Below are 21312 nucleotides of genomic sequence, written 5' to 3'. Positions count from 1 at the left end.
CCCTACTGGTCCGACGGCAGCAGCACGTCCGCGTCGAAGCAGGTCCGCCTACCCGTGTGACAGGCCGCGCCGATCTGGTCGACCTGCACCAGCACCGTGTCCGCGTCGCAGTCGAGCGCCACGGACTTGACCCACTGCACATGCCCCGAGGTGTCGCCCTTGACCCAGTACTCGCCCCGGCTGCGGCTCCAGTAGGTGGCCCGCCCCGAGGTGAGGGTGCGGCGCAGCGCCTCGTCGTCCATCCACCCCAGCATCAGCACCTCTTTGGTGTCGTACTGCTGGGCGATGGCGGGCACCAGCCCGTCCGCGTTGCGCTTGAGCCGGGCGGCGACGGCAGGGTCGAGAGCGATCTCCTGGGACATGCGTCCCATTGTCCCCCACGCCGGAACCGACACACCTCGCACACGCACGGGCACCCACAGCTCCTGCCTCCCGCCGTACGCTTGCAGTCATGTCGACCCATGCCAAGCGTGAACGCCTGTTGCTCGCTGATCTCTTGGAGACGCACGGCCCGGATGCGCCCACCCTGTGCGAGGGGTGGAAGACCCGGGACCTGGCCGCGCACACCGTCGTGCGGGAGCGCCGCGGCGACGCGGCCGGTGGACTGCTGATCAAGCAGCTCGCGCCCCGACTCGAGCGGGTGCAGAGCGAGTTCGCCGCCAAGCCGTACGACGAACTCATCCAGCTCATCCGCACCGGACCGCCGCGGATCTCCCCCTTCGCGCTCAAGCAGGTGGACGAGGCGGCCAACACGGTCGAGTTCTTCATCCACGCCGAGGATGTGCGCCGCGCGCAGCCCGACTGGTCACCCCGTCAGCTCGATCCCGTCTTCGAGGACGCGCTGTGGCGCCGCCTGGAGACGGCGGCCCGGATGTACGGGCGCAAGTCGCCGGTCGGCATGGTGCTGCGGCGGCCCAACGGGCAGACGGCCGTCGCCAACCGGGGCACCCCTGTTGTCACCGCCGTCGGTGCGCCCTCGGAGCTGCTGCTGTTCGCCTCCGGCCGGCAGGAGCACGCGGATGTCGAGCTGGACGGCGACAAGGACGCCATCGGGCGCTTGAGGCAGGCGAATCTGGGCCTGTAGGGGCCGGAGAGGGGGTGCCCCTGGCTGTGCGTTGCGGGCTGCGGGTTTGTTGTGGCTTGTCGCGCAGTTCCCCGCGCCCCTGAATGCTGCCCCGCGCGGGGGAGCTACGACTCCCCCGCCGGTCGCTCATCGACGTCCCGCCTCAGCGCCTGCAGCACCTCCGGCTCGCGGTCGATGTCGCGTCGCTTGGCCTCGAGCCTTCGCACCTCCTGGGCCAGGAGCGCCTCCATGACCCCGGTGCGCTCTTCAGGGGGCGCCTCCAGGCAGGGCAGCAGTTCACCGATGGTGGCGCTGCACAGGCCCGCGGCCAGCAGATGCTGGATCAGCACGACGCGCTCGGTCATCGACGCGTCGAAGTCCCGCCATCCTCCCACTGTGCGGTTGGAGCGGATGAGACCTTGCTCTTCGTAGTAGCGCAAGGACCGAGCGCTGACACCGGTGGCCTGCGCGAGTTCTCCGATGCGCACCTTGCCTCCTGCTCATGACCTGGCTTCGCGCCCAGTCTTGCACCTGACACCGGTGTGAAGTCCGACCCTCATGTGGCCGCGCCGAACCGTGTGCGGCCTCATGAGGAGGTCTCCATGAAGCAGATCCATGTGTGGTCGGACTATGTGTGCCCGTTCTGCCTGATCGCCGACGAGCTCATCGAGCGCACCATCGCCGGCCGGGCCGATGTCGAAGTCGTCCATCACGCGCATGAGCTCCGGCCGCACCCGACGCCGACCCTGCGGCCGGAGGATGCGTACCTGCCGGACATCTGGACCCGAGCCGTCCATCCGATGGCCCGGCGCCACCAGGTGCCGATGACGCTGCCGAGCATCTCACCCCAGCCGTACACCGCCCTGGCCTTCCAAGGGGCTCAGTACGCCGCCGCTCATGGTGCGGCTCGCGCCTATCACCGGCGGGTGATGACGGCCTTCTTCCGGGAGAACCGCGACATCGGCGACAGGGACGCGCTGGCCGACCTCGCCACCGATGTCGGTCTGGACCGCGCCGGCTATCTCGACGCGCTGGACGACGACGCCTACGCCCAGCGGCACCGGCTGGCCCTGGACGAGTCCGCCGCGATGGGGATCACGGTCGTGCCCACCCTCGTCATCGGGCGACGACGCATCGAGGGAGTGGCCGCCGAAGGCGTGATCGCACGCGCCCTCGACGAAGACGCCGCCGAGGACGCGGCATGAGCGGCGACGACACTCTCACCGAACTCCTCACCGAGGCCGTGGCCCATTCCCGCCACCACGTCGAGAACGGCGGACTCCCGTTCGTCGGTGTGGTCGTCGGCCCCGACGGTCTCGTCTCGCCACCCGGGTTCAACCAGGTGCGGGAGACAGGAGATCCGACCGCACACGCCGAGACAGTCGCCATCCGCGCCGTGGCGGCACGCCACGGCCCGAGCGCCCTCATCGGCGCGACGCTGCTCGCCACCGGCGAACCTTGCAGCCTGTGCTATCGGTTCGCCGCCGACCACGGAATCGAGCGCGTCATCTACGCGGTCGATCAAGACACGGCCGCCACCTGGGGATTCGACTACCGCACCCGGGTCGGGCGACTGACCCCGGCCGAGCGAGCCCTGGTGGGAGGAGCCGAGCACCGACCGGTGCCCGGCCGCCTCGATCCGTTCGCCACCTACCTGCGAATGCGCGGCCTCCCCTCACCGGACACCGCACCCTCCGCCCTTTCCAAGGACTCCTGAAAGGACTCCCTCGTGCACTGGCTCGACCTCGCCATCGCCACCGTCTTCGAGATCGCAGTCGCGATCAGCGCGGGCAAGGCCCAAGGCTTCGCCCACCGTGGCTGGACCGCCGCGACGCTCGTCACCGGCGGCCTGGGCACCTACTTCCTCAGCCGAGCGCTGCTCACCTTCGACGTCGGGGTCGGCTATGCGCTGTGGACCTCGCTCGCCGGGGTCGGCATCGCTGTGCTCGGCGCGCTGCTCTTCGGGGAGCGCCTCACCTGGCGCAAGGCCATCGGCATCGTTCTCGTCATCGGCGGAGTCGTCGGTCTCCAGCTCACCGGCACCGCCTGACTCCTCCCCCGGTACACCTCCCATACCCACGCACCCGCAGAAAGAAAGCCTCATGTCTGCACAGCCGCGCTTCTCCCGTACCGCTTGGCTCACACTGCTCCTCGCCGGAGTCTTCGAGGTCGGATATGCCCTCTCCGTCGGAGGCAGTCACGGTTTCACCGTCTGGTCGTGGTCGATCGTGGCCGTCGTGTTCTTCCTGCTCACGCTCTGGGCCCTCAGCCTCGCTCTGCGCAGCATCGAGGTCGGCATCGGCTACGCCGTCTGGGCGGGCATCGGCGCCGCCGGAGCCGCGCTGCTGGGCCCCGCGTTCTTCGATGAAACCCTCACCCCGGCCAAGGCCGGATGGCTCGCCGTCATCATCGCCGGCGTCGTCTGGCTCAAGCTCGCGGACCGCCCCAGCACCGGCGAACCATCCAAGTGAACTCCTGGGCCCCGTGGGCGCCCCCGAGTCCACCCCGCAGGGTGCCCGGTGACGGGTACAGGGACGGGTCAGGGTGTTCCCGGATGGAGGCGGGGCGCCCGGCCGCGAAGGTGGAAGCATGACTCCTTCGCCGCTCCCCCGCATCCGGACCTCCGCCTCCCGACGCCGCCCCTCCCGCCGGGCCCTCCTCGCAGGGGTGGCCTCCGGCACGGCGGTCGCCACCCTCGGTACCCCGGTGCCGGTGGCCGTCGCCGACAGCAAGGGTGAGACCGGTCGCCCCACGCTGCGCCCGCCCGACGCCGGAGCGCTGCGCGCCGCCATCGACGATCTGGACCACCCCCGCTCGTCCGGCGCCCAGCTCAGGGTCAGCGGCTCGGCCGGCCGCTGGTACGGCACCTCGGGGGTGGCGGACCCGGCGACGGGGCGGCCCGTCGGGCTCAACGACAAGATCCGCGCGGGCAGCGTCACCAAGGCGTTCGTGGCCACGGCAGCCCTCCAACTCGCCGACGAGGGGCGGCTGCGCCTGGAGTCCCCCGTACGGCACTACCTCCCAGCCCTCCTCCCGGAGCGCTTCGGCGCGATCACCGTGGCGCAGCTCCTCGACCACACCAGTGGGCTGCCCGACCACGTCGGACTGCCGGAGATGAGCACTCCGGAGGCGGTACTGCGGCACCGGTTCGACCGGTGGACCCCGCAGGAGCTCGTGGCGACTGTCACCGGCGGCGAGCTGAAGTTCCGTCCGGGCACCAGGCAGGAGTACCGCGGCATCAACTACGTACTGGCGGCGCTGGTCATCGAGCAGGTGACGGGGCGGCCGTACGGCATCGAGATACGCGAGCGCATCCTGCGGCCGCTGCGGCTGGGACACACCTCGGTCCCGTCGGCCGAAGGCAGCCCCCGCCGCATCCGCGGCCCGCACATGCACGGCTGCCTGGAGCTGAGTAACGGCACGCTCGCGGACGTCACCGAGTTCGACATGTCCGTCGCGCACGCGGACGGCGAGATCGTCACCAGCACCGGCGACATGCACCGCTTCCTTTCTGCCCTCTTCTCCGGCTCACTGCTGCCCCAACGGCAGCTGCGGAGGATGTTCACGCTGCCGCCCAAGCACGTACGGATGCTGGACGGCAGCCCCGCGCGGTACAGCACCGGGCTTCAGACGGTCACGGTCAACGGCGTCACCCTGTGGGGCAAGACCGGCGAGCAGTACGGCTACGCCTCCGGCATGTTCGCCACCCGCGACCAACAGCGCCGCCTCGTCTGGGCGTTCACCCCCGTACAGCTGGGAGCCGACCCGTCGCCGATGAGCCAACGGATCGCCGAGGCGGCGACGGCAAACCGCTGAGCGGCGCCCCTGAGTGCCGTCCGTGGACTGTCCGTCGTAGTGGCTGGTCGCGCCCACGCAGCAGAGCCGCACATCAGACACCGCCGCGCGCCCCCTCGGGGCGCAGCCGCTCCGCGAGGATGAGTTGGAGTTCCCGCGCCGCACGCGGCGGGGAGACGTCGGCGCGGTGGGCCACCGAAATGGTGCGGTGCAGGCCCGGCGCCGCGAAGCGGGTGACCCGCAGGCCGGAGCGGTCCGCGACCATCCGGGGGACGACGGCCACCCCGAGACCCGCGCGGACGAAGCCGAGGACGGCGTCCATCTCGCCGCCCTCCACGCCGAAGACGGGCTCGAAGCCCGCTTCGCGGCACGCGGCCACGGTCAGCTCCCGCAGGTCGTAGCCGCGCCGGAACATCGCCAGCGGGCGGTCGCGCAGGTCCTCGACCGTGAGGCGGGAGCGGCGCACCGGCGCCGGCGCGTCCGGGGACGAGACGACGACCAGTTCTTCACTGAGCAGCTCGGCCGTGGCCAGCACCGGGCCCTGCGCCGCGAGCGGGGTGATGATCAGGGCCAGGTCGAGCTCGCCCGCCGCCAGTACCCGCACCAGGTCCTGGGAGCCGTCCTCGTGCACGACGAGTTCCACTCCCGGGTACCGCTCGTGGAAGGCGCGCAGGACGTCCGGGACGAGGCTGGCGCACAGGCTCGGGGTGGCTCCCAGCCGTACCCGCCCGCGCCGCAGCTGTGCCACCTCCTGCACCTCGCGGCGTGCCGTCTCGGTGTCGGCCAGGATCCGGCGGGCCAGCGGCAGCAGGGCCTCACCTGCGTCGGTGAGCGAGATGTGGCCGCGTGCGCGGTGGAACAGCTCGGCTCCCAGTTCCCGCTCCAGGGAGCGGATCTGCTGGGAGAGGGAGGGCTGTGCGACGTGCTCGCGCTGCGCTGCCCGGGTGAAGTGGCGGGTGTCGGCGACCGCGGCGAAGTAGCGGAGCTGCTGGAGCTGCATACGGCAAGCATACGGATCCGCGATAGGCAATGGCTATCGTTCGCAGCCGTACTATGTCTTGGACTGATGCCGGGCTCCGTACCTACCTTTCATGGCCATGGCGACGGTTACGCGCACTCCCACCGCACAGCAGTCCGGCACCCGCCCGCCGGGCGGCCCGGCACGAAGCCCGCGGGGCGGCTTTCTGCGCACCCTGTGGGGCTCCACGATCGGCAAGAAGACGGTCATGGCGGTCACCGGGCTGCTGATGCTGGCCTATCTGCTCGTGCACATGTTCGCGAACCTGAAGGTCTTCTTCGGCCCCGAGGAGATGAACGGCTACGCGCACTGGCTGCGCACCCTCGGTGAGCCGCTGCTGCGGCACGGCTGGTTCCTGTGGATCGCGCGCGTGGTGCTGCTCGCGGCCGTCGTACTGCACGGCGTCAGCGCGTACCAGCTCAGCAGGCGGGACATCGCGGCCCGCCCGGTCAAGTACCACCACCAGCGGCGGCAGGCGAGCTACGCCACCCGCACCATGCGCTGGGGCGGGATCATCCTGGCGCTGTTCATCGTCTGGCACGTCCTCGACCTGACGACCGGCACGGTGAATCCGCGCGGCCAGGAGGGCCACCCGTACGAGAACATCGTCGCCGGCTTCCAGAACTGGTACGCGAACGTCATCTACATCGTCGCCATGCTCGCCGTCGGGCTCCACATCCGGCACGGCTTCTGGAGCGCGGCGCAGACCCTCGGGGTGACCCGGCCGGGCGCCGCACGGCTGCTCAAGGCCGGCGCCACTCTCCTCGCGCTGGTGATCACCGCCGGCTTCCTCTCCGTACCGATCGGCGTCATGACGGGAGTGGTGAAATGAGCACCCCTTACGAGGACTACCAGGACTACCGGACCGGCGAGGCGATCGCCGACACCAAGGCGCCGGAGGGTCCCATCGAGAAGCGCTGGAACCGGCGCCGCTTCGAGGCGAGGCTGGTCAACCCGGCCAACCGCCGCAAGTACACCGTGATCGTCGTCGGCACAGGGCTGGCGGGCGGCTCGGCCGGGGCCACCCTGGCGGAGGCCGGGTACCACGTCGTCCAGTTCTGCTACCAGGACTCCCCGCGCCGGGCGCACTCGGTCGCCGCACAGGGCGGTATCAACGCGGCGAAGAACTACCGCAACGACGGCGACTCGGTGCAGCGCCTCTTCTACGACACCGTCAAGGGCGGCGACTTCCGCTCCCGCGAGTCCAATGTGCACCGGCTGGCGGAGATCTCCACCGAGATCATCGACCAGTGCGTGGCACAGGGCGTGCCGTTCGCCCGCGAGTACGGCGGGCTGCTGGACACCCGCTCCTTCGGCGGCGTGCAGGTCTCCCGCACCTTCTACGCGCGCGGCCAGACAGGGCAGCAGTTGCTGCTCGGCGCCTACCAGGCGCTCTCGCGGCAGATCGCCGCCGGGAACGTGGAAATGCACCCGCGTACGGAGATGCTGGATCTGATCGTCATCGACGGGCGGGCCCGCGGCATCGTGGCGCGCGATCTGCTGACCGGCCGTATCGACACCTACTTCGCCGACGCGGTGGTGCTGGCCACCGGCGGTTACGGCAACGTCTTCTATCTGTCCACCAACGCCAAGAACTCCAACGCGACGGCCGTTTGGCGCGCGCACCGCAGGGGCGCCTACTTCGCCAACCCCTGCTTCACCCAGATCCACCCCACCTGCATTCCGCGCTCCGGCGACCACCAGTCCAAGCTGACGCTGATGAGCGAGTCGCTGCGCAACGACGGCCGCATCTGGGTGCCCAGGGCGGCCGGCGACGACCGGCCGCCGCAGGACATCCCCGAGGACGAGCGCGACTACTACCTGGAGCGGCTCTACCCCTCCTTCGGCAACCTCGTCCCCCGCGACATCGCCTCGCGCGCCGCGAAGAACGTCTGCGACGAGGGACGCGGCGTGGGCCCCGGCGGTCAGGGGGTCTATCTGGACTTCGCCGACGCCATCGCGCGGATGGGCCGAGCGGCCGTCGAGGAGAAGTACGGCAACCTCTTCGAGATGTACGCGCGGATCACCGCCGAGGACCCGTACACCCGCCCCATGCGGATCTATCCCGCCATCCACTACACGATGGGCGGGCTGTGGGTCGACTACGACCTGATGACCACGGTCCCCGGCCTCTTCGCCATCGGGGAGGCCAACTTCTCCGACCACGGCGCCAACCGGCTCGGCGCCTCCGCGCTGATGCAGGGCTTGGCGGACGGCTACTTCGTACTGCCCGCGACACTGGGCGACTATCTGGCACGTCACCCACACGAAGACGTCGATCCCGACCATCCGGCCGTCCACGAGGCGGTGTTCGCCGTCACCGACCGGCTCTACGCCCTGCTGTCCAACAACGGCGACCGCTCCCCCGACTCCTTCCACCGCGAACTGGGCGAGCTGATGTGGGACGAGTGCGGGATGTCCCGTACGGAGGAAGGGCTGCGCAAGGCGCTGGAGCGGATCCCCGAACTGCGGGCCGAGTTCTGGCAGCGGATCAGGGTGCCGGGGACCGGCGAAGCGCTCAACCAGTCGCTGGAGAAGGCCAACCGGGTCGCCGACCACCTGGAGCTGGCCGAGCTGATGTGCCTGGACGCGCTGCACCGCACCGAGTCCTGCGGCGGCCACTTCCGCGAGGAGTCCCGTACGGCGGACGGCGAGGCGGCCCGCAAGGACGAGGAGTTCTGCTACGCCGCCGCCTGGGAGTTCACCGGCGTCGGCCAGGCCCCCGTGCTGCACAAGGAGGCCCTCGACTTCGAGTACGTCCACCCCACCCAGCGGAGCTACACGTGAACCTGACCCTTAGGATCTGGCGCCAGCAGGACGCCTCGGCGGACGGCGAGATGCGCACCTACCAGGTGTCCGGCATCTCCCCCGACATGTCGTTCCTGGAGATGCTCGACACCCTCAACGAGACGCTGATCGAGCGCGGCGAGGAGCCGGTCGCCTTCGACCACGACTGCCGCGAAGGCATCTGCGGCGCCTGCGGAATGGTCATCAACGGCCAGGCGCACGGGCCCGAGCGCACCACCACCTGCCAGCTGCACATGCGGCACTTCGCCGACGGCGACACCATCGACATCGAGCCCTGGCGGGCAGCGGCCTTCCCCGTCGTACGGGATCTGGTCGTGGACCGGTCCGCGTTCGACCGGGTGATCGGCGCGGGAGGCTACATCACGGCGCCGACCGGTTCCGCGCCCGAGGCCCATGCCACGCCGGTGCCCAAGCCGGCCGCCGACGCCGCCTTCACGCACGCCGAGTGCATCGGCTGCGGAGCCTGCGTCGCCGCCTGCCCGAACGGCTCGGCCATGCTGTTCACCTCGGCCAAGGTGAACCACCTCAACGTGCTGCCGCAGGGCGCCCCCGAGCGGGAGAGCAGGGTGCTGGGGATGGTGGAGCAGATGGACGCCGAGGGCTTCGGCGGCTGCACCCTGACCGGCGAGTGCGCCACGGCCTGCCCCAAGGGCATCCCGATGCCGTCCATCGCCGCGATGAACCGCGAGTACGTACGGGCCGCGGCCAAACGGTGACCTCTGCCCGCCTACAGTGGGGCGGGTGACCACCCAGCGGCCCACCCTCCCCGAGCTGGCGCGCCAAGCGCTCTCGTCCGTACAGCGTGGCTACGACCTGCTGGCCCCGAAGTTCGACCACACCTCCTACCGCACCCACGACGACATCCTGGCCGCGACCACCCGCGCCCTGAGGCAGCACGGCTCGTACGCCGACGGCCTCGACCTGTGCTGCGGTACGGGCGCGGGCACCCAGGTACTCCGCGAGGTGTGCACGGGCCGCACGGTGGGTGTGGACTTCAGCAGCGGCATGCTGGCGGAAGCCAGATACACATACGCCACCACCCCGCCGCCCGCCCCGCACTGGGTGCGGGGCGACGCGCACGCGCTGCCGTTCCGGCCCGGAACCTTCGACCTGGTGGTCAGCTTCGGTGCGTTCGGCCACTTCCTCCCCGCCGAACGCCCGCAGCTGTTCTCGCAGGTGCGCTCGGCCCTGCGGGAGGGCGGCACGTTCGCGTTCCCGATGACGGCGCCGCCCCGCCCCGGCACGGCGGCGTACTGGGCACTGCTCGGGTTCGACGCCGCTATGCGGGTACGGAACGCTCTCTGGCGGCCCCGCTTCGTGATGTACTACCGCACCTGGCCACTGGCCGCAGTCCACCGCGATCTACTAGAGGCGGGCTTCGATGTGGCCTTGCGGCCGCTCCCTGAACTGGGCCGCCGCGACGACGGCTCCCCGCGCTGCCGGCTGGTGGTCGCGACCGCGCGCGGGGATGCGCCCCGCGACCGCTGACCCGGCGCGCCCCTTGCCGGGCGGAGCCTGAGAGGGACTGATCCACCCCACCGGATCACCAGGACCCGTAGTGGGCCAGGTTCAGGACCAGGGCGGCCACCGCCAGGCAGAAGTACACGGCCCACGGTCCCAGCTGCCGGTCGTGGACCCGCACATGGGCGCAGCACGCACCGGCGAAGTACAGCACGAGGCCGGCGGCGGCGGCCACGCCCAGCACCGGCACGGCGAACCCGGCCAACAGCCCCAGCGCCCCCGCGGCCAGCAGCGCGCCCAGGGGAAGCAGCCAGGACCGTGGCACGCGCAACCTGTCCGCCTGGCTCTTGGGGTAGTCGTGTCCGATGAGGTTGGCGATGGCGACCGAACCGTTGGCGACGGAAGTGAGAAGGGTGACGACGAGGTAGGCGGTGAACACGGAAGTCTCCTTCTTGCCGGAGCGAGGATCGGGTCTCCCTCTCTTTGACGAGGAGGAGCACCCGAAGGTGACGTCCGCTGTCCGGGCTGAAGAAGTCTCCCCCGCCGCGCCGCCTAACCCCGCCGGGCCCTCCGCAGCAGCAGGCCGCCGATGCCGAGGAGGGCGGGGAAGCCGCCCTTGGGCATGGCGGCGGTTCCCACCGCGCCGACCCCGGCCAGTACGGCCCCCGTGGCGCGCTGGGCGGCGGCGTCATCGTTCCGCTCGGCCGAGTGGACCAGTCGGCCGACCGCCCACAGGGCCGGCGCTGCGGTCATGAACCAGAAGGCGGCGGCCCGGTCACCGCGCTCGGGCACGGTGTTGAGGACTCCGTCGCGTGCCAGCTGTGCCAGTTCCTCGCGGTAGAGCACCGCACCGATGGCGCCGTGGCCGACCGCGACCGCCTGGATGAGCCGTCCCGTCGAAGGTCGCATCATGGGGCGAGGGTATCGTCATCACCCTCCGGCGGAAGGGAAGTTGTGACCAGCGAACGGGCGGATCGATCGGCAGAGGGCGGACCCTGGTGGGCGGGGATGAACGCCGTCGGCGGCCTCGTCCTCGTCCTGCTCGGGATCGGTGCGGCCGCATTGCTGTTCCTGGGCCCCTGGGAGCCGCAGGAGCATCTGGGCAGCCTGTACGGGGCCGCCAAGGTGGTGGCCGTCGGGCTGGTGGTCGCGGGCACCACGCTGCTGGCCCGCCGCCGCGGCGCCGACGACTGATCGCCCCGAAGGGGCGCGGGGAACGGCGCGAGCAACCACGACACACCCGCGGCCCGCAACCGGCAGCCAGGGGCACCCTCTCCCCGGCGTCCACGCCCTTCCCCCGCCTCCGCACCTCTCAGCGGACCGGGTGCCCGGCCTCCCGCAGGGTCTCCTTCACCTCGCCGATCCGCAGATCGCCGAAGTGGAAGACGGAGGCGGCGAGTACGGCGTCGGCCCCGGCGCCGATGGCGGGCGGGAAGTGGTCGAGGCGGCCGGCGCCGCCGGAGGCGATCACCGGGATGGTGACGTGCTTGCGGACGGCGGCGATCATCTCCGTGTCGTAGCCGTCCTTGGTGCCGTCCGCGTCCATGGAGTTGAGGAGGATCTCCCCAGCGCCGAGCTCGGCGGCGCGGTGGGCCCACTCGACGGCGTCGATGCCGGTGCCGCGGCGGCCGCCGTGCGTGGTGACCTCGAAGCCGGTGCCCTCGGCGCGGCGGCGGGCGTCCACGGACAGGACGAGGACCTGGCTGCCGAACCGTTCGGAGATCTCCCGGATCAGCTCGGGGCGTGCGATGGCCGCCGTGTTGACGCCCACCTTGTCGGCCCCGGCGCGCAGCAGTTTGTCCACGTCCTCGGGGGTGCGTACCCCGCCGCCGACGGTCAGCGGGATGAACACCTGCTCGGCGGTGCGGCGGACCACGTCGTAGGTGGTCTCCCGGTCGCCGGAGGAGGCGGTGATGTCCAGGAACGTCAGCTCGTCGGCACCCTCGGCGTCGTAGACCTTGGCCATCTCGACCGGGTCGCCCGCGTCGCGGAGGTTCTGGAAGTTGACGCCCTTGACGACCCGGCCGCCGTCCACGTCCAGGCAGGGGATGACTCGGACCGCGAGGGTCATGCCTCTTGTGCTCCTTGTGCGCCTTGCTGGTCCCGGTACGCCTCGACCTCCACCTCGACGACGAGGCTGGGGTCGATGAACCCGGAGACGACGATCATCGAGGCCGCTGGGCGGACCTCGCCGAACAGTTCCTTGTGAGCCCGCCCGACCTCGTCCACGTCCCGGGTGTGGGTGACGTACATGCGGGTGCGCACGACGTCGGCAGCGCCGAGGCCGAACTCCTCGAGTGCTTCGAGAGCGACGCCGAACGCGTTGACCGTCTGCTCGTACGGGCCGCCTTCAGTGATCACCCCGTCGACCACCGAGGTGCAACCGGCAACCAGCACCAGGCCGTTGGGCAGTGCTACAGCGCGGGAGTACCCGAACTGCTCCTCCCAGGGACCGCCGGACGCGACCCGGTGTATTCCGGCCATCAGGCAACCGCCTCCAACGCTTCTTCAAGGGTGAACGCCTTGGCGTAGAGGGCCTTCCCCACGATCGCGCCCTCGACGCCCTCGGGCACAAGGCCCGCGATGGCCCGCAGGTCGTCGAGGGAGGAGACGCCGCCGCTGGCGATGACCGGCCGGTCGGTACGCGCGCACACGTTGCGCAGCAGCTCCAGGTTGGGCCCCTTGAGGGTGCCGTCCTTGGCGATGTCGGTGACGACATAGCGGGCGCAGCCCTCGGAGTCGAGGCGGGCCAGCGTCTCGTACAGGTCACCGCCGTCCCGGGTCCAGCCGCGGCCGCGCAGCGTGGTGCCCCGCACATCGAGGCCGACGGCGATCTTGTCGCCGTGCTCGGCGATGACCTCGGCCACCCACTCGGGCGCCTCCAGCGCCGCCGTGCCCAGGTTGACGCGGCGGCAGCCGGTGGCCAGCGCCGCCTCGAGGGAGGCGTCGTCGCGGATGCCACCGGACAGCTCGACCTTGATGTCCATGGCGCGGGCGACCTCGGCGATCTGCTTCCGGTTGTCGCCGGTACCGAAGGCGGCGTCCAGGTCGACCAGGTGCAGCCACTCGGCGCCAGCCGCCTGCCAGGCCAGTGCCGCCTCCAGCGGGTCGCCGTAGGAGGTCTCGGAGCCGGACTCGCCGTGCACGAGGCGGACGGCCTGTCCGTCGCGTACGTCCACGGCGGGCAGCAGCTCAAGCCGGTTGGTGCTCACGGCGCTCTCGCTCTCCAGGGTCACAGGGTTTCGATCCAGTTCTTCAGCAGCTGGGCTCCGGCGTCGCCGGACTTCTCGGGGTGGAACTGGGTGGCCCACAGCGGGCCGTTCTCCACCGCGGCGACGAAGCGGTCGGCGTGCGTCGTCCAGCTCACCAGCGGGGGCTTGAGGGCCGGGCTGGTGGCCTCCAGCTCCCAGTCGTGCACAGCGTAGGAGTGTACGAAGTAGTAGCGCTCGTCAGCCGGCAGCCCGGCGAACAGCCGCGAGTCTGCGGGGGCCTCGACGGTGTTCCAGCCCATGTGCGGTACCGGGTGGGCCGCGTCGTTCTTGAGCGGGCCGACGGTGCCGGGCCACTCGTCCATCCCCTCGGCCTCCTGGCCGTGCTCGATACCGCGGGAGAAGAGGATCTGCATTCCGACGCAGATCCCCAGCACGGGCCTGCCACCCGCCAGCCGCCGTCCGATCACCCAGTGACCGCGCGCCTCGACCAGGCCCTCCATACAGGAGGCGAAGGCGCCCACCCCTGGCACCAGCAGACCGTCGGCGTTCATCGCCTTGTCGTAGTCGCGGGTGATCTCGACCCGCGCCCCGGCCCGCTCCAGCGCGCGCTCGGCGGAGCGGACGTTGCCGAAGCCGTAGTCGAAGACCACGACGTCCTTCACGTTGTCCGTCGTCATGACCACCACTCCAACCGCAGGATTCCGGCCACCAGGCACATGGCGGACGCCAGGGAGAGCAGCACGATCACGCCCTTGGGCAGCTGCTGCTTCCAGAACGAGATCGCCCCGCCGGCCAGAAACAGCCCGACGAAGATCAGCAGCGCCGCCAACCCGGTCATAGGGCGCCCTTGGTGGACGGAATCCCCGTCTGCCGCGGGTCCAGCTCGCTGGCGTAGCGCAGGGCGCGGGCCAGGGCCTTGAACTGGCACTCCACGATGTGGTGCGCGTTGCGCCCGTACGGCACGTGGACGTGCAGCGCGATCTGCGCCTGGGCGACGAAGGACTCCAGGATGTGCCGGGTCATCGTGGTGTCGTAGCTGCCGATCATCGGTGCCATGCCCTCGGGCTCGGTGTGCACCAGGTAGGGGCGGCCCGACAGGTCGACGGTCACCTGCGCCAGCGACTCGTCCAGCGGCACCGAGGCGTTGGCGAACCGTACGATGCCGCGCTTGTCGCCGAGCGCCTGCTTGAAGGCGGCGCCCAGCGCCAGCGAGGTGTCCTCGATGGTGTGGTGGCTGTCGATGTGCAGATCGCCCTCGGTCTTGACCGTGAGGTCGAACAGGCCATGGCGGCCGAGCTGGTCGAGCATGTGGTCGTAGAAGCCCACGCCCGTGGAGATGTCCACATCGCCCTTGCCGTCGAGGTCGATCTCGACCACGACAGAGGTCTCCTTGGTGGTGCGCTCCACCCGGCCCTTGCGCGTCATCAGTCGCTCTTCTCCTTCAGCTCCTTCGTCACGGCTCGCACCGCGTCGAGGAACGCGTCGTTCTCCTCCGGCGTGCCCGCCGTGACCCGCAGCCAGCCGGGGACCCCGTTGTCCCGGACCAGTACGCCGCGGGCCAGCAGCGCCTCCCACACGGCGTGCGATCCCGCCGCGCCGTCGAAGCGGCCGAACTGCACGAAGTTGGCGTCCGAGGCGGTGACCTCGCAGCCGATGGCCCGCAGCTCGCTCACCAGCCGGTCGCGTTCGGCCTTCAGCTGCTCGACGTAGCCGAGCAGGGTGTCGGTGTGCTCCAGCGCCGCCAGCGCCGTGGCCTGGGTGACCGCCGAGAGGTGGTAGGGCAGCCGCACCAGCTGGACGGCGTCCACCACGGCGGGCGCGGCGGCCAGATAGCCCAGCCGCAGCCCGGCGGCGCCGAACGCCTTGGACATGGTGCGCGAGAGCACCAGCGTCGGGCGGCCCTCGATCAGCGGCAGCAGCGAGGGGTGGTGCGAGAACTCGCCGTACGCCTCGTCCACCACCACCAGCGCCCCGCGTTCGGGGCGCGCCGCCTGCGCGGCCTCGTACAGCGCCAGCACCGTCTCCTGGGAGACGGCCGTGCCGGTGGGGTTGTTGGGCGAGCAGATGAAGACGATGTCCGGCTTGTGCTCGGCGATGGTGGCGACGGCGGCCTCGGTGTCGATGGTGAAGTCGTCGTTGCGCGGCCCCGACAGCCAGCCGGTGCCGGTGCCGCGGGAGATCAGCGCGTGCATCGAGTACGACGGCTCGAAGCCCAGCGCCGTCCTGCCCGGGCCGCCGAACGCCTGGAGGAGTTGCTGGAGCACCTCGTTGGAGCCGTTGGCCGCCCACACCTGCTCGAGGCCGACGGTGTGGCCCGCCGTACGGGTCAGATAGCGGGCGAGCTCGGTGCGCAGCTCGACCGCGTCCCGGTCGGGGTAGCGGTTGAGCTCGCGCGCCGCCTCGGCGACCCGCTCGGCGATCCGCGCCACCAACTCCTCGGGGAGCGGGTAGGGGTTCTCGTTGGTGTTCAGCCGTACGGGCACGTCCAGCTGGGGCGCGCCGTAGGGGGACTTGCCGCGCAGCTCGTCCCGGATGGGGAGCTCGTCCAGACGGGACACAGACGGGTTGCCGGTCACGGTGCCTCGGGGACCTTCCACTCGAACCTTGCCTTCAGTGCCGCACCGTGCGCGGGCAGATCCTCCGCCTCCGCCAGCGCGACGACATGGTGGGTGACCTCGGCCAGCGCGTCCCGCGTGTAGTCCACGACGTGGATGCCGCGCAGGAAGGACTGGACCGACAGGCCCGAGGAGTGGCAGGCGCAGCCGCCGGTGGGCAGCACGTGGTTGGAGCCCGCGGCGTAGTCGCCCAGCGAGACGGGAGCGTACGGGCCGACGAAGACCGCGCCCGCGTTGCGCACCCGTGCCGCCCAGTCCGCGGCCTGCGCGGTCTGGATCTCCAGGTGTTCGGCGGCGTAGGCGTTGACGACGGCGAGCCCCGCTTCGAGGGAGTCGACGAGCACGATGCCGGACTGCCGCCCGGACAGCGCCTCGGCGATGCGTTCGCTGTGCTTGGTGGCGGGCACCTGCGTCTTCAGCTCGGCCTCGACGGCCTCGGCCAGCGCCTCCGAGGGCGTGACCAGGACGGCGGCGGCCACCACGTCGTGCTCGGCCTGGCTGATCAGGTCGGCGGCGACGTGGGCCGCTTCCGCGGTGTCGTCGGCGAGGATCGCGATCTCGGTCGGGCCCGCCTCGGAGTCGATCCCGATGACGCCCTTGAGGAGCCGCTTGGCGGCGGCCACATAGATGTTGCCGGGGCCTGTGACCAGCTGCGCGGGGGCGCACTCCGCGGTGCCGTACGCGAACATCGCCACGGCCTGCGCGCCGCCCACCGCGTAGACCTCCGTCACGCCCAGCAGCGCGCAGGCGGCGAGGATGGTGGGGTGCGGCAGCCCGTCGAACTCGTGCTGGGCCGGTGAGGCCACGGCCAGCGAGCCGACGCCGGCCTCCTGCGCGGGCACCACGTTCATCACCACGGACGACGGGTAGACGGCACGACCGCCCGGTACGTACAGCCCCACGCGCTCCACCGGCACCCACCGCTCGGTGACGGTGCCGCCGGGTACCACCTGGACCGTGGAGTCGGTGCGCCGCTGGTCGCGGTGGACGATCCTGGCCCGCCGGATGGACTCCTCCAGAGCCGCGCGAACGGCCGGATCCAGCTCCTCCAGGGCCTTGCCCAGCGCCTCCGCTGGAACCCGGGTCCGCTCCAGGCGCACCCCGTCGAACTTCTCCGTGTACTCGATCACCGCCGCCGCGCCACGATGCCGCACGTCGTCGCAGATGGGCCGCACCTTCTCCAGGGCGGCCTCGACGTCGAGCTCGGCACGGGGCAGCAGGTCACGGTCGAGCACGCCGTCCGCCGGGCCGGAGGCCGGTCCGGAGAAGGCTGTGCCACGCAGATCGATTCGGGAGATCACGTACTCAAGTCTCTCAGACCCTCGGAGCGCCCCGGTCGTCCGTATCAGAGGCTGATACAAGTCACACGGGACGATCGTCGCCTCCCGCGTTCATCCGGTCACGGAGCGGGAATGGGAGCGGTACGACCACCACGTTCGAAAACCGAGGGGGAGACAACGCGTGAGCGAGCCAGCGGACTCGGGCGAGCCGCCTGCGGGACTGCGGCTGACGACTGCCGAGTGGGGGCTCTGGCAGGCGTTCCGCAACGGTACCGAACACGATCTGCGCCACGGCGAGGCCGAGCTCGACGACCCGAACGGGGACCACAACTGGGGCCCGGAGCGCACCGTACGCGCCCGGGTGATAGCCCTGCTGCTGCTGCACGGGCCGCCGCCGCTGCTGGGCCGGGTGGCCTCGCTGCACCTGGTCGGCGCGTATGTCACCGGCTGCCTGGACCTGGCGGGCGGCAGCGTCGAGCCGTACTTCGAGCTGCGGCAGTGCCGCTTCGAGGCAGAGGTGCGGATGCCCGAGGCCCGGGTGAACACCGCGCGCTTCGTCGACTGCTACCTGCCCCGCTTCGAGGGGGCCCGGCTGACCACCGAGGGCGATCTGCACCTGCCCCGGTGCAGCATCCCGGAAGGCGTCAAGCTGACGGACGCCTCGATCGGTACCGACCTGCTGCTCAACGAGGCCACCGTGGGCAGCGGCCGGCGCACCCGCGCCATAGCGGCGGACGGCATCAGTGTCTCCCAGGAGTTCCAGGCCAGTCTGCTGGTCACCGACGGACAGGTCAGCATGCGCGGCGCCTCCGTCGGCAGCTCGCTGCACATGTTCGGCTCCGTGCTGCGCAATCCGCGCGGCCGGTACGCGCTGTACGCGCCGCAGATGACCGTCGAACAGGTGGCGAGCTTCGCCGACGCCGGCCGCGGCAGCGCGCCCCACCTCTACACCGCGACCCCGCCCACCGGCACCAGCTTCGACTACGCCCACCCCGCGGGCCTGCGCCCCGACGCCGGGGGCGGCGCCCGCTGGCGCACCAAGCACTTCCAGTGCACCGGCGGCATGGTGCTGGACGACGGGCGGTTCGGCTCCTCGCTGGTGATCGAGAACGCCCGTCTGGAGATGCAGCGCGACCAGGAGCTCTCGCTGCGCCGGATCAGCACCCCGGAGCTGACCTTCACCCCGCAGCTGCCCGAGCGGGGGCTGGTGGTGCTGTCCGGGGCCAGCGTGGAGAAGCTGATGGACCGCGCCTCCAGTTGGCCGGGCGACCACCGGCTGTGGATGGCGGGCTTCACCTACCAGCACGCCATCCCCAAGGAGGGGCACTTCAACGTCCGCGAGCGGCTCCAGTGGGTCAACGCCGCGACCGCGGAGTACGCGCCCGAGCCGTACGAGCAGCTCGCCGCGATGTACCGGAACAGCGGCGACGACACCAACGCACGCCTCGTCCTGCTGGCCAAGCAGCGCCGCCGCCGCGAGACGCTGCCGCTGCCCGGCAAGCTGTGGGGCGTACTCCAGGACTGGACGGTGGCGTACGGCTACCGGCCGGCGCAGGCCGCGCTGTGGATGGCGCTGCTGTGGCTGAGCGGCGCGCTGCTGTTCGAGGCGCACCGGCCGCCCGCGCTCAAGGGCGACGAGGCGCCGCACTGGAACTCCGTGCTGTACACGCTGGACCTGCTGCTGCCCGTGATCACCTTCGGGCAGGACACGGCGTGGGACCCGGCCGGCGGCTACCAGTGGATCGCTGCCGGCATGATCATGGCGGGCTGGGTGCTGGCCACGACGGTGGCCGCCGGTGCCACCCGGCTGCTGCGGCGGCAGTAGCCGCAGGGGCGGCAGGAGGACGGGGCGCCGGGAGGACGGGGTGCCCGGTGGACGGGGTGCCCGGTGGACGGGGTGGCAGGGGCGGCGGGAGGGGCGGGACGGTTTCGGGTGGGATTCGTAAGGCGCACCGGGCCCCGCGGTGGGGGCCGGAGGCTTTAGGCTTACCGGTTGTGACAACCGCGCTTCCGCTCTTCCCGCTCAACTCGGTGCTGTTCCCGGGGCTGGTGCTGCCGCTGAACATCTTCGAGCCGCGGTACCGCGCGCTGATGCGGGACCTGCTCGCGCTGCCCGAGGACGCGCCGCGCCGCTTCGGTGTCGTCGCCATCCGGGACGGCCGCGAGGTCGCGCCCGCGGCCACCGGCATGCCCGACTCGGCGCCGCCGCAGGGCACCGACCCGACGGCCGGTTTCGGCCCCGACCCGATCAAGTCGTTCTACACGGTCGGCTGCATCGCCGACGCCTCCACCATCCGGGAGCGTGTCGCGGGCCTGGGCGCCGCCGAGGAGGCCGACGCGCCCGAGGAGACGGCGCCCGGCACCGACCCGCGCACCAGCACCACCGGCTACGAGGTGCTGGCGACCGGCACCACCCGGTTCCGGCTGCTGTCGGTGGACACCTCGGGGCCGTATCTGACCGGCGAGATCGAGGAGTTGCCCGAGGAGGAGGGCGACGAGGCGGGCGCTCTCGCCTCCGGGGTGCTGCGCGCCTTCCGCGCGTACCAGAAGCGGCTGGCCAGCGCCCGCGAGCGGACCCTGGCCGCCGGTCAGGAACAGGACCTGCCGGACGACCCCTCGGTCGTCTCCTATCTGGTCGCGGCGGCCACCGTGCTGGACACCCCGGCCAAGCAGCGGCTGCTCCAGGCCCCGGACACCGCGACCCGGCTGGCCGACGAGCTCAAGCTGCTGCGCCGGGAGACAGCCGTCATCGGCAAACTGCCGTCGCTGCCGGCGGCCGACCTGACCCGGAACCCGACCAGCCAGAACTGAAGGACCCACCCGGGGGCGGAGCACATGGCAAAGAAGAACAAGCGGCAGGGGTCGGCGACCCCCGCCATCGTCGCCGCCACCGAGGCGGGCATCGCGTTCGAGACCCATGCCTACGAGCACGATCCGGCGGCGCCCTCCTACGGCGAGGAGGCCGCCGAGGCGATGGGGGTGCCGCCCGAGCGGGTCTTCAAGACGCTGGTGGCCGAGGTCGACGGCGCCCTGACGGTCGCCGTCGTGCCCGTCTCCGCCTCGCTGGACCTCAAGGCCCTGGCCTCGGCGGTCGGCGGCAAGCGCGCCGCGATGGCCGATCCGGCGGCGGCCGAGCGTACGACGGGCTATGTGCGCGGCGGGATCTCCCCGCTGGGGCAGCGCAAACAGCTCCCCACCGTGCTGGACGCTTCCGCTGAGGAGTACGCCACCATCTGCGTCTCCGCCGGGCGCCGAGGGCTGGAGATCGAGCTGGCCCCCTCGGACCTGGCCAAGTTGACGGGAGCCGTCGTCGCTCCGGTGGCCCGCAGCTGAGCTGCCCGCGGAGTCAGCTCTTCCAGGGTTGCGGGGCGGGGGCGACGGAGCCCGGGCCACCGGCAGTCGCGCCGGGGAGATCGTCGCGGGGCCCGAAGAAGGCCGTCACCAGCAAATGGACCAGCACGGCGGCGAACGGCCAGGCGAGCAGCACTCCGTAGGCGTGCAGCTCCAGCGGAGCGTCGAAGGTGGCGCCCTTGCCGGCGGCCTGCGCCGCCTTGGACAGGTCGGTCTCGGGGCCGAGCCAGACGCCGGTGCGCCACCCCAGCAGCGAGCCCAGCAGCCCGCCCACACCGAGGCCGACGACGAGCCCGACGCCGCCGCTCTTGCGGAGCAGGAAGACCACGACGCCCGTCACCAGGCCGAAGGCCAGGCCGAGCAGCGTGAAGACGCCCTCGGCGCCGATGGCCTCCTCGCCCTCCGGGTGCTTGGGAACGGCGATCTTGCCGTACGCGTACATCGGCACCCGGGGCGCGAGCCAGAGCCACAACAGTCCCAGCAGCACCCCGACGACGGCGACGGCGGCGCCCCAGAGGGCGGCGTCACGCAGTTCGCGGAGGACGAGCGGTCCGCCCTCACCGCCGCCGTAGCCGGCGCTCACCGCGTGCGGCGGAGCGGACTGCGGGGCCGCGCCGTCGGGGCCGGGCTGGTGACCCGGTCCGGCCTGGGGCGCGGCGGGGTGGGAGTGGTCCGGGTCGGGAGAGGAGGGCGTCGGTACGGTCACCCC

Annotated in this window: 28 protein-coding genes; 14 read left to right on the top strand and 14 right to left on the bottom strand. The window is 71.5% G+C overall.

Features of this window, described 5'->3' with window-relative positions:
* Positions 1-2: 2 nt before the first annotated feature.
* Positions 3-362, bottom strand: coding sequence for a phosphoribosyl-AMP cyclohydrolase (gene hisI, locus HC362_RS25220; protein ID WP_243086432.1), 360 nt, complete (start codon positions 360-362; stop codon positions 3-5).
* A gap of 89 nt (positions 363-451) precedes the next feature.
* Between hisI and HC362_RS25215 the strand changes: the two genes are divergently transcribed.
* A complete protein-coding gene (locus tag HC362_RS25215; protein WP_243086431.1) occupies positions 452-1084 on the top strand; it encodes a TIGR03085 family metal-binding protein in 633 nt (210 codons plus the stop codon).
* A gap of 104 nt (positions 1085-1188) precedes the next feature.
* Here HC362_RS25215 and HC362_RS25210 read toward each other — a convergent pair whose 3' ends face one another.
* Positions 1189-1551, bottom strand: a complete 363-nt coding sequence (locus HC362_RS25210; protein ID WP_243086430.1) for a MerR family transcriptional regulator — start codon at positions 1549-1551, stop codon at positions 1189-1191.
* Between the two features lie 114 nt (positions 1552-1665).
* On the opposite strand from HC362_RS25210, the gene HC362_RS25205 reads away from it, so the two are divergent.
* The 5 genes from HC362_RS25205 (at position 1666) to HC362_RS25185 (ending at position 4879) form a co-directional block, all read left to right on the top strand.
* A complete protein-coding gene (locus tag HC362_RS25205) occupies positions 1666-2268 on the top strand; it encodes a DsbA family protein (RefSeq protein ID WP_243086429.1) in 603 nt (200 codons plus the stop codon).
* Entirely contained in the window at positions 2265-2780 is a 516-nt protein-coding gene (locus HC362_RS25200) for a nucleoside deaminase (RefSeq protein WP_243086428.1), read from the top strand. Before HC362_RS25205 ends, HC362_RS25200 begins: the two co-directional genes overlap by 4 nt.
* Before the next feature lie 12 nt (positions 2781-2792).
* The gene (locus HC362_RS25195) at positions 2793-3113 is read left to right on the top strand and encodes a multidrug efflux SMR transporter (RefSeq protein WP_243086427.1); all 321 of its coding nucleotides are present in this window, start codon (positions 2793-2795) and stop codon (positions 3111-3113) included.
* 52 nt (positions 3114-3165) lie between these two features.
* Positions 3166-3534 carry a multidrug efflux SMR transporter gene (locus HC362_RS25190; RefSeq protein ID WP_243086426.1) on the top strand — a complete coding sequence of 123 codons (369 nt, stop codon included), beginning with the start codon at positions 3166-3168 and terminating at the stop codon, positions 3532-3534.
* A gap of 118 nt (positions 3535-3652) precedes the next feature.
* Entirely contained in the window at positions 3653-4879 is a 1227-nt protein-coding gene (locus HC362_RS25185) for a serine hydrolase domain-containing protein (RefSeq protein WP_243086425.1), read from the top strand.
* Between the two features lie 73 nt (positions 4880-4952).
* Here the strand turns inward: HC362_RS25185 and HC362_RS25180 are convergent, their stop codons facing one another.
* Entirely contained in the window at positions 4953-5858 is a 906-nt protein-coding gene (locus HC362_RS25180; protein WP_243086424.1) for a LysR substrate-binding domain-containing protein, read from the bottom strand.
* A 97-nt stretch (positions 5859-5955) separates the two neighbouring features.
* Between HC362_RS25180 and HC362_RS25175 the strand changes: the two genes are divergently transcribed.
* Genes HC362_RS25175 through HC362_RS25160 form a run of 4 tightly spaced genes read left to right on the top strand, consistent with a single transcriptional unit; the run spans position 5956 to position 10172 of the window.
* Positions 5956-6708 carry a succinate dehydrogenase cytochrome b subunit gene (locus tag HC362_RS25175; protein WP_243086423.1) on the top strand — a complete coding sequence of 251 codons (753 nt, stop codon included), beginning with the start codon at positions 5956-5958 and terminating at the stop codon, positions 6706-6708.
* Positions 6705-8663: a fumarate reductase/succinate dehydrogenase flavoprotein subunit gene (locus HC362_RS25170; protein ID WP_243086422.1), complete on the top strand. Its 1959-nt coding sequence runs from the start codon at positions 6705-6707 to the stop codon at positions 8661-8663. Before HC362_RS25175 ends, HC362_RS25170 begins: the two co-directional genes overlap by 4 nt.
* Entirely contained in the window at positions 8660-9400 is a 741-nt protein-coding gene (locus tag HC362_RS25165) for a succinate dehydrogenase/fumarate reductase iron-sulfur subunit (protein WP_243086421.1), read from the top strand. The genes HC362_RS25170 and HC362_RS25165 overlap by 4 nt, the downstream gene beginning before the upstream one ends.
* Before the next feature lie 16 nt (positions 9401-9416).
* Entirely contained in the window at positions 9417-10172 is a 756-nt protein-coding gene (locus HC362_RS25160) for a class I SAM-dependent methyltransferase (RefSeq protein ID WP_243086420.1), read from the top strand.
* Positions 10173-10227: 55 nt separating this feature from the next.
* Here the strand turns inward: HC362_RS25160 and HC362_RS25155 are convergent, their stop codons facing one another.
* The gene (locus HC362_RS25155; RefSeq protein WP_243086419.1) at positions 10228-10584 is read right to left on the bottom strand and encodes a DoxX family protein; all 357 of its coding nucleotides are present in this window, start codon (positions 10582-10584) and stop codon (positions 10228-10230) included.
* A 113-nt stretch (positions 10585-10697) separates the two neighbouring features.
* Positions 10698-11057, bottom strand: coding sequence for a DUF6463 family protein (locus HC362_RS25150; RefSeq protein WP_243086418.1), 360 nt, complete (start codon positions 11055-11057; stop codon positions 10698-10700).
* 96 nt (positions 11058-11153) lie between these two features.
* Here HC362_RS25150 and HC362_RS25145 point away from each other — a divergent pair, with 96 nt between their 5' ends.
* On the top strand, positions 11154-11339 hold the full coding sequence (locus HC362_RS25145; RefSeq protein WP_243086417.1) for a hypothetical protein: 186 nt from the start codon (positions 11154-11156) through the stop codon (positions 11337-11339).
* A gap of 118 nt (positions 11340-11457) precedes the next feature.
* Here HC362_RS25145 and hisF read toward each other — a convergent pair whose 3' ends face one another.
* Genes hisF through hisD form a run of 8 tightly spaced genes read right to left on the bottom strand, consistent with a single transcriptional unit; the run spans position 11458 to position 17273 of the window.
* On the bottom strand, positions 11458-12216 hold the full coding sequence (gene hisF / locus HC362_RS25140; protein ID WP_243086416.1) for an imidazole glycerol phosphate synthase subunit HisF: 759 nt from the start codon (positions 12214-12216) through the stop codon (positions 11458-11460).
* On the bottom strand, positions 12213-12629 hold the full coding sequence (locus HC362_RS25135) for a RidA family protein (RefSeq protein WP_209264898.1): 417 nt from the start codon (positions 12627-12629) through the stop codon (positions 12213-12215). Before HC362_RS25135 ends, hisF begins: the two co-directional genes overlap by 4 nt.
* Entirely contained in the window at positions 12629-13357 is a 729-nt protein-coding gene (gene priA / locus HC362_RS25130) for a bifunctional 1-(5-phosphoribosyl)-5-((5-phosphoribosylamino)methylideneamino)imidazole-4-carboxamide isomerase/phosphoribosylanthranilate isomerase PriA (protein ID WP_243086415.1), read from the bottom strand. Before priA ends, HC362_RS25135 begins: the two co-directional genes overlap by 1 nt.
* A 20-nt stretch (positions 13358-13377) precedes the next feature.
* Positions 13378-14034, bottom strand: a complete 657-nt coding sequence (gene hisH / locus HC362_RS25125; protein ID WP_243086414.1) for an imidazole glycerol phosphate synthase subunit HisH — start codon at positions 14032-14034, stop codon at positions 13378-13380.
* A complete protein-coding gene (locus HC362_RS25120) occupies positions 14031-14195 on the bottom strand; it encodes a hypothetical protein (protein ID WP_209264896.1) in 165 nt (54 codons plus the stop codon). Before HC362_RS25120 ends, hisH begins: the two co-directional genes overlap by 4 nt.
* Complete coding sequence (hisB, locus tag HC362_RS25115) at positions 14192-14782, bottom strand: imidazoleglycerol-phosphate dehydratase HisB (RefSeq protein ID WP_209264895.1); 591 nt, start codon at positions 14780-14782, stop codon at positions 14192-14194. Before hisB ends, HC362_RS25120 begins: the two co-directional genes overlap by 4 nt.
* Positions 14782-15915, bottom strand: coding sequence for a histidinol-phosphate transaminase (locus HC362_RS25110; protein ID WP_243088811.1), 1134 nt, complete (start codon positions 15913-15915; stop codon positions 14782-14784). The genes hisB and HC362_RS25110 overlap by 1 nt, the downstream gene beginning before the upstream one ends.
* A gap of 14 nt (positions 15916-15929) precedes the next feature.
* Positions 15930-17273 carry a histidinol dehydrogenase gene (hisD, locus tag HC362_RS25105; RefSeq protein ID WP_243086413.1) on the bottom strand — a complete coding sequence of 448 codons (1344 nt, stop codon included), beginning with the start codon at positions 17271-17273 and terminating at the stop codon, positions 15930-15932.
* Positions 17274-17433: 160 nt separating this feature from the next.
* On the opposite strand from hisD, the gene HC362_RS25100 reads away from it, so the two are divergent.
* The 3 genes from HC362_RS25100 (at position 17434) to ybaK (ending at position 20585) form a co-directional block, all read left to right on the top strand.
* Positions 17434-19077 carry an oxidoreductase gene (locus HC362_RS25100; protein WP_243086412.1) on the top strand — a complete coding sequence of 548 codons (1644 nt, stop codon included), beginning with the start codon at positions 17434-17436 and terminating at the stop codon, positions 19075-19077.
* A 170-nt stretch (positions 19078-19247) separates the two neighbouring features.
* Entirely contained in the window at positions 19248-20063 is an 816-nt protein-coding gene (locus HC362_RS25095) for an LON peptidase substrate-binding domain-containing protein (protein ID WP_243086411.1), read from the top strand.
* Between the two features lie 24 nt (positions 20064-20087).
* On the top strand, positions 20088-20585 hold the full coding sequence (gene ybaK, locus HC362_RS25090; RefSeq protein WP_243086410.1) for a Cys-tRNA(Pro) deacylase: 498 nt from the start codon (positions 20088-20090) through the stop codon (positions 20583-20585).
* 13 nt (positions 20586-20598) lie between these two features.
* On the opposite strand, the gene HC362_RS25085 is transcribed toward ybaK, so the two are convergent.
* Entirely contained in the window at positions 20599-21309 is a 711-nt protein-coding gene (locus tag HC362_RS25085) for a hypothetical protein (protein ID WP_243086409.1), read from the bottom strand.
* Positions 21310-21312: the final 3 nt, after the last annotated feature.

The organism is Streptomyces sp. 891-h, from assembly GCF_022760275.1.
Taxonomy (GTDB): Bacteria; Actinomycetota; Actinomycetes; order Streptomycetales; family Streptomycetaceae; genus Streptomyces; species Streptomyces spirodelae.
This window is presented reverse-complemented; position numbering and strand designations above follow the sequence as displayed.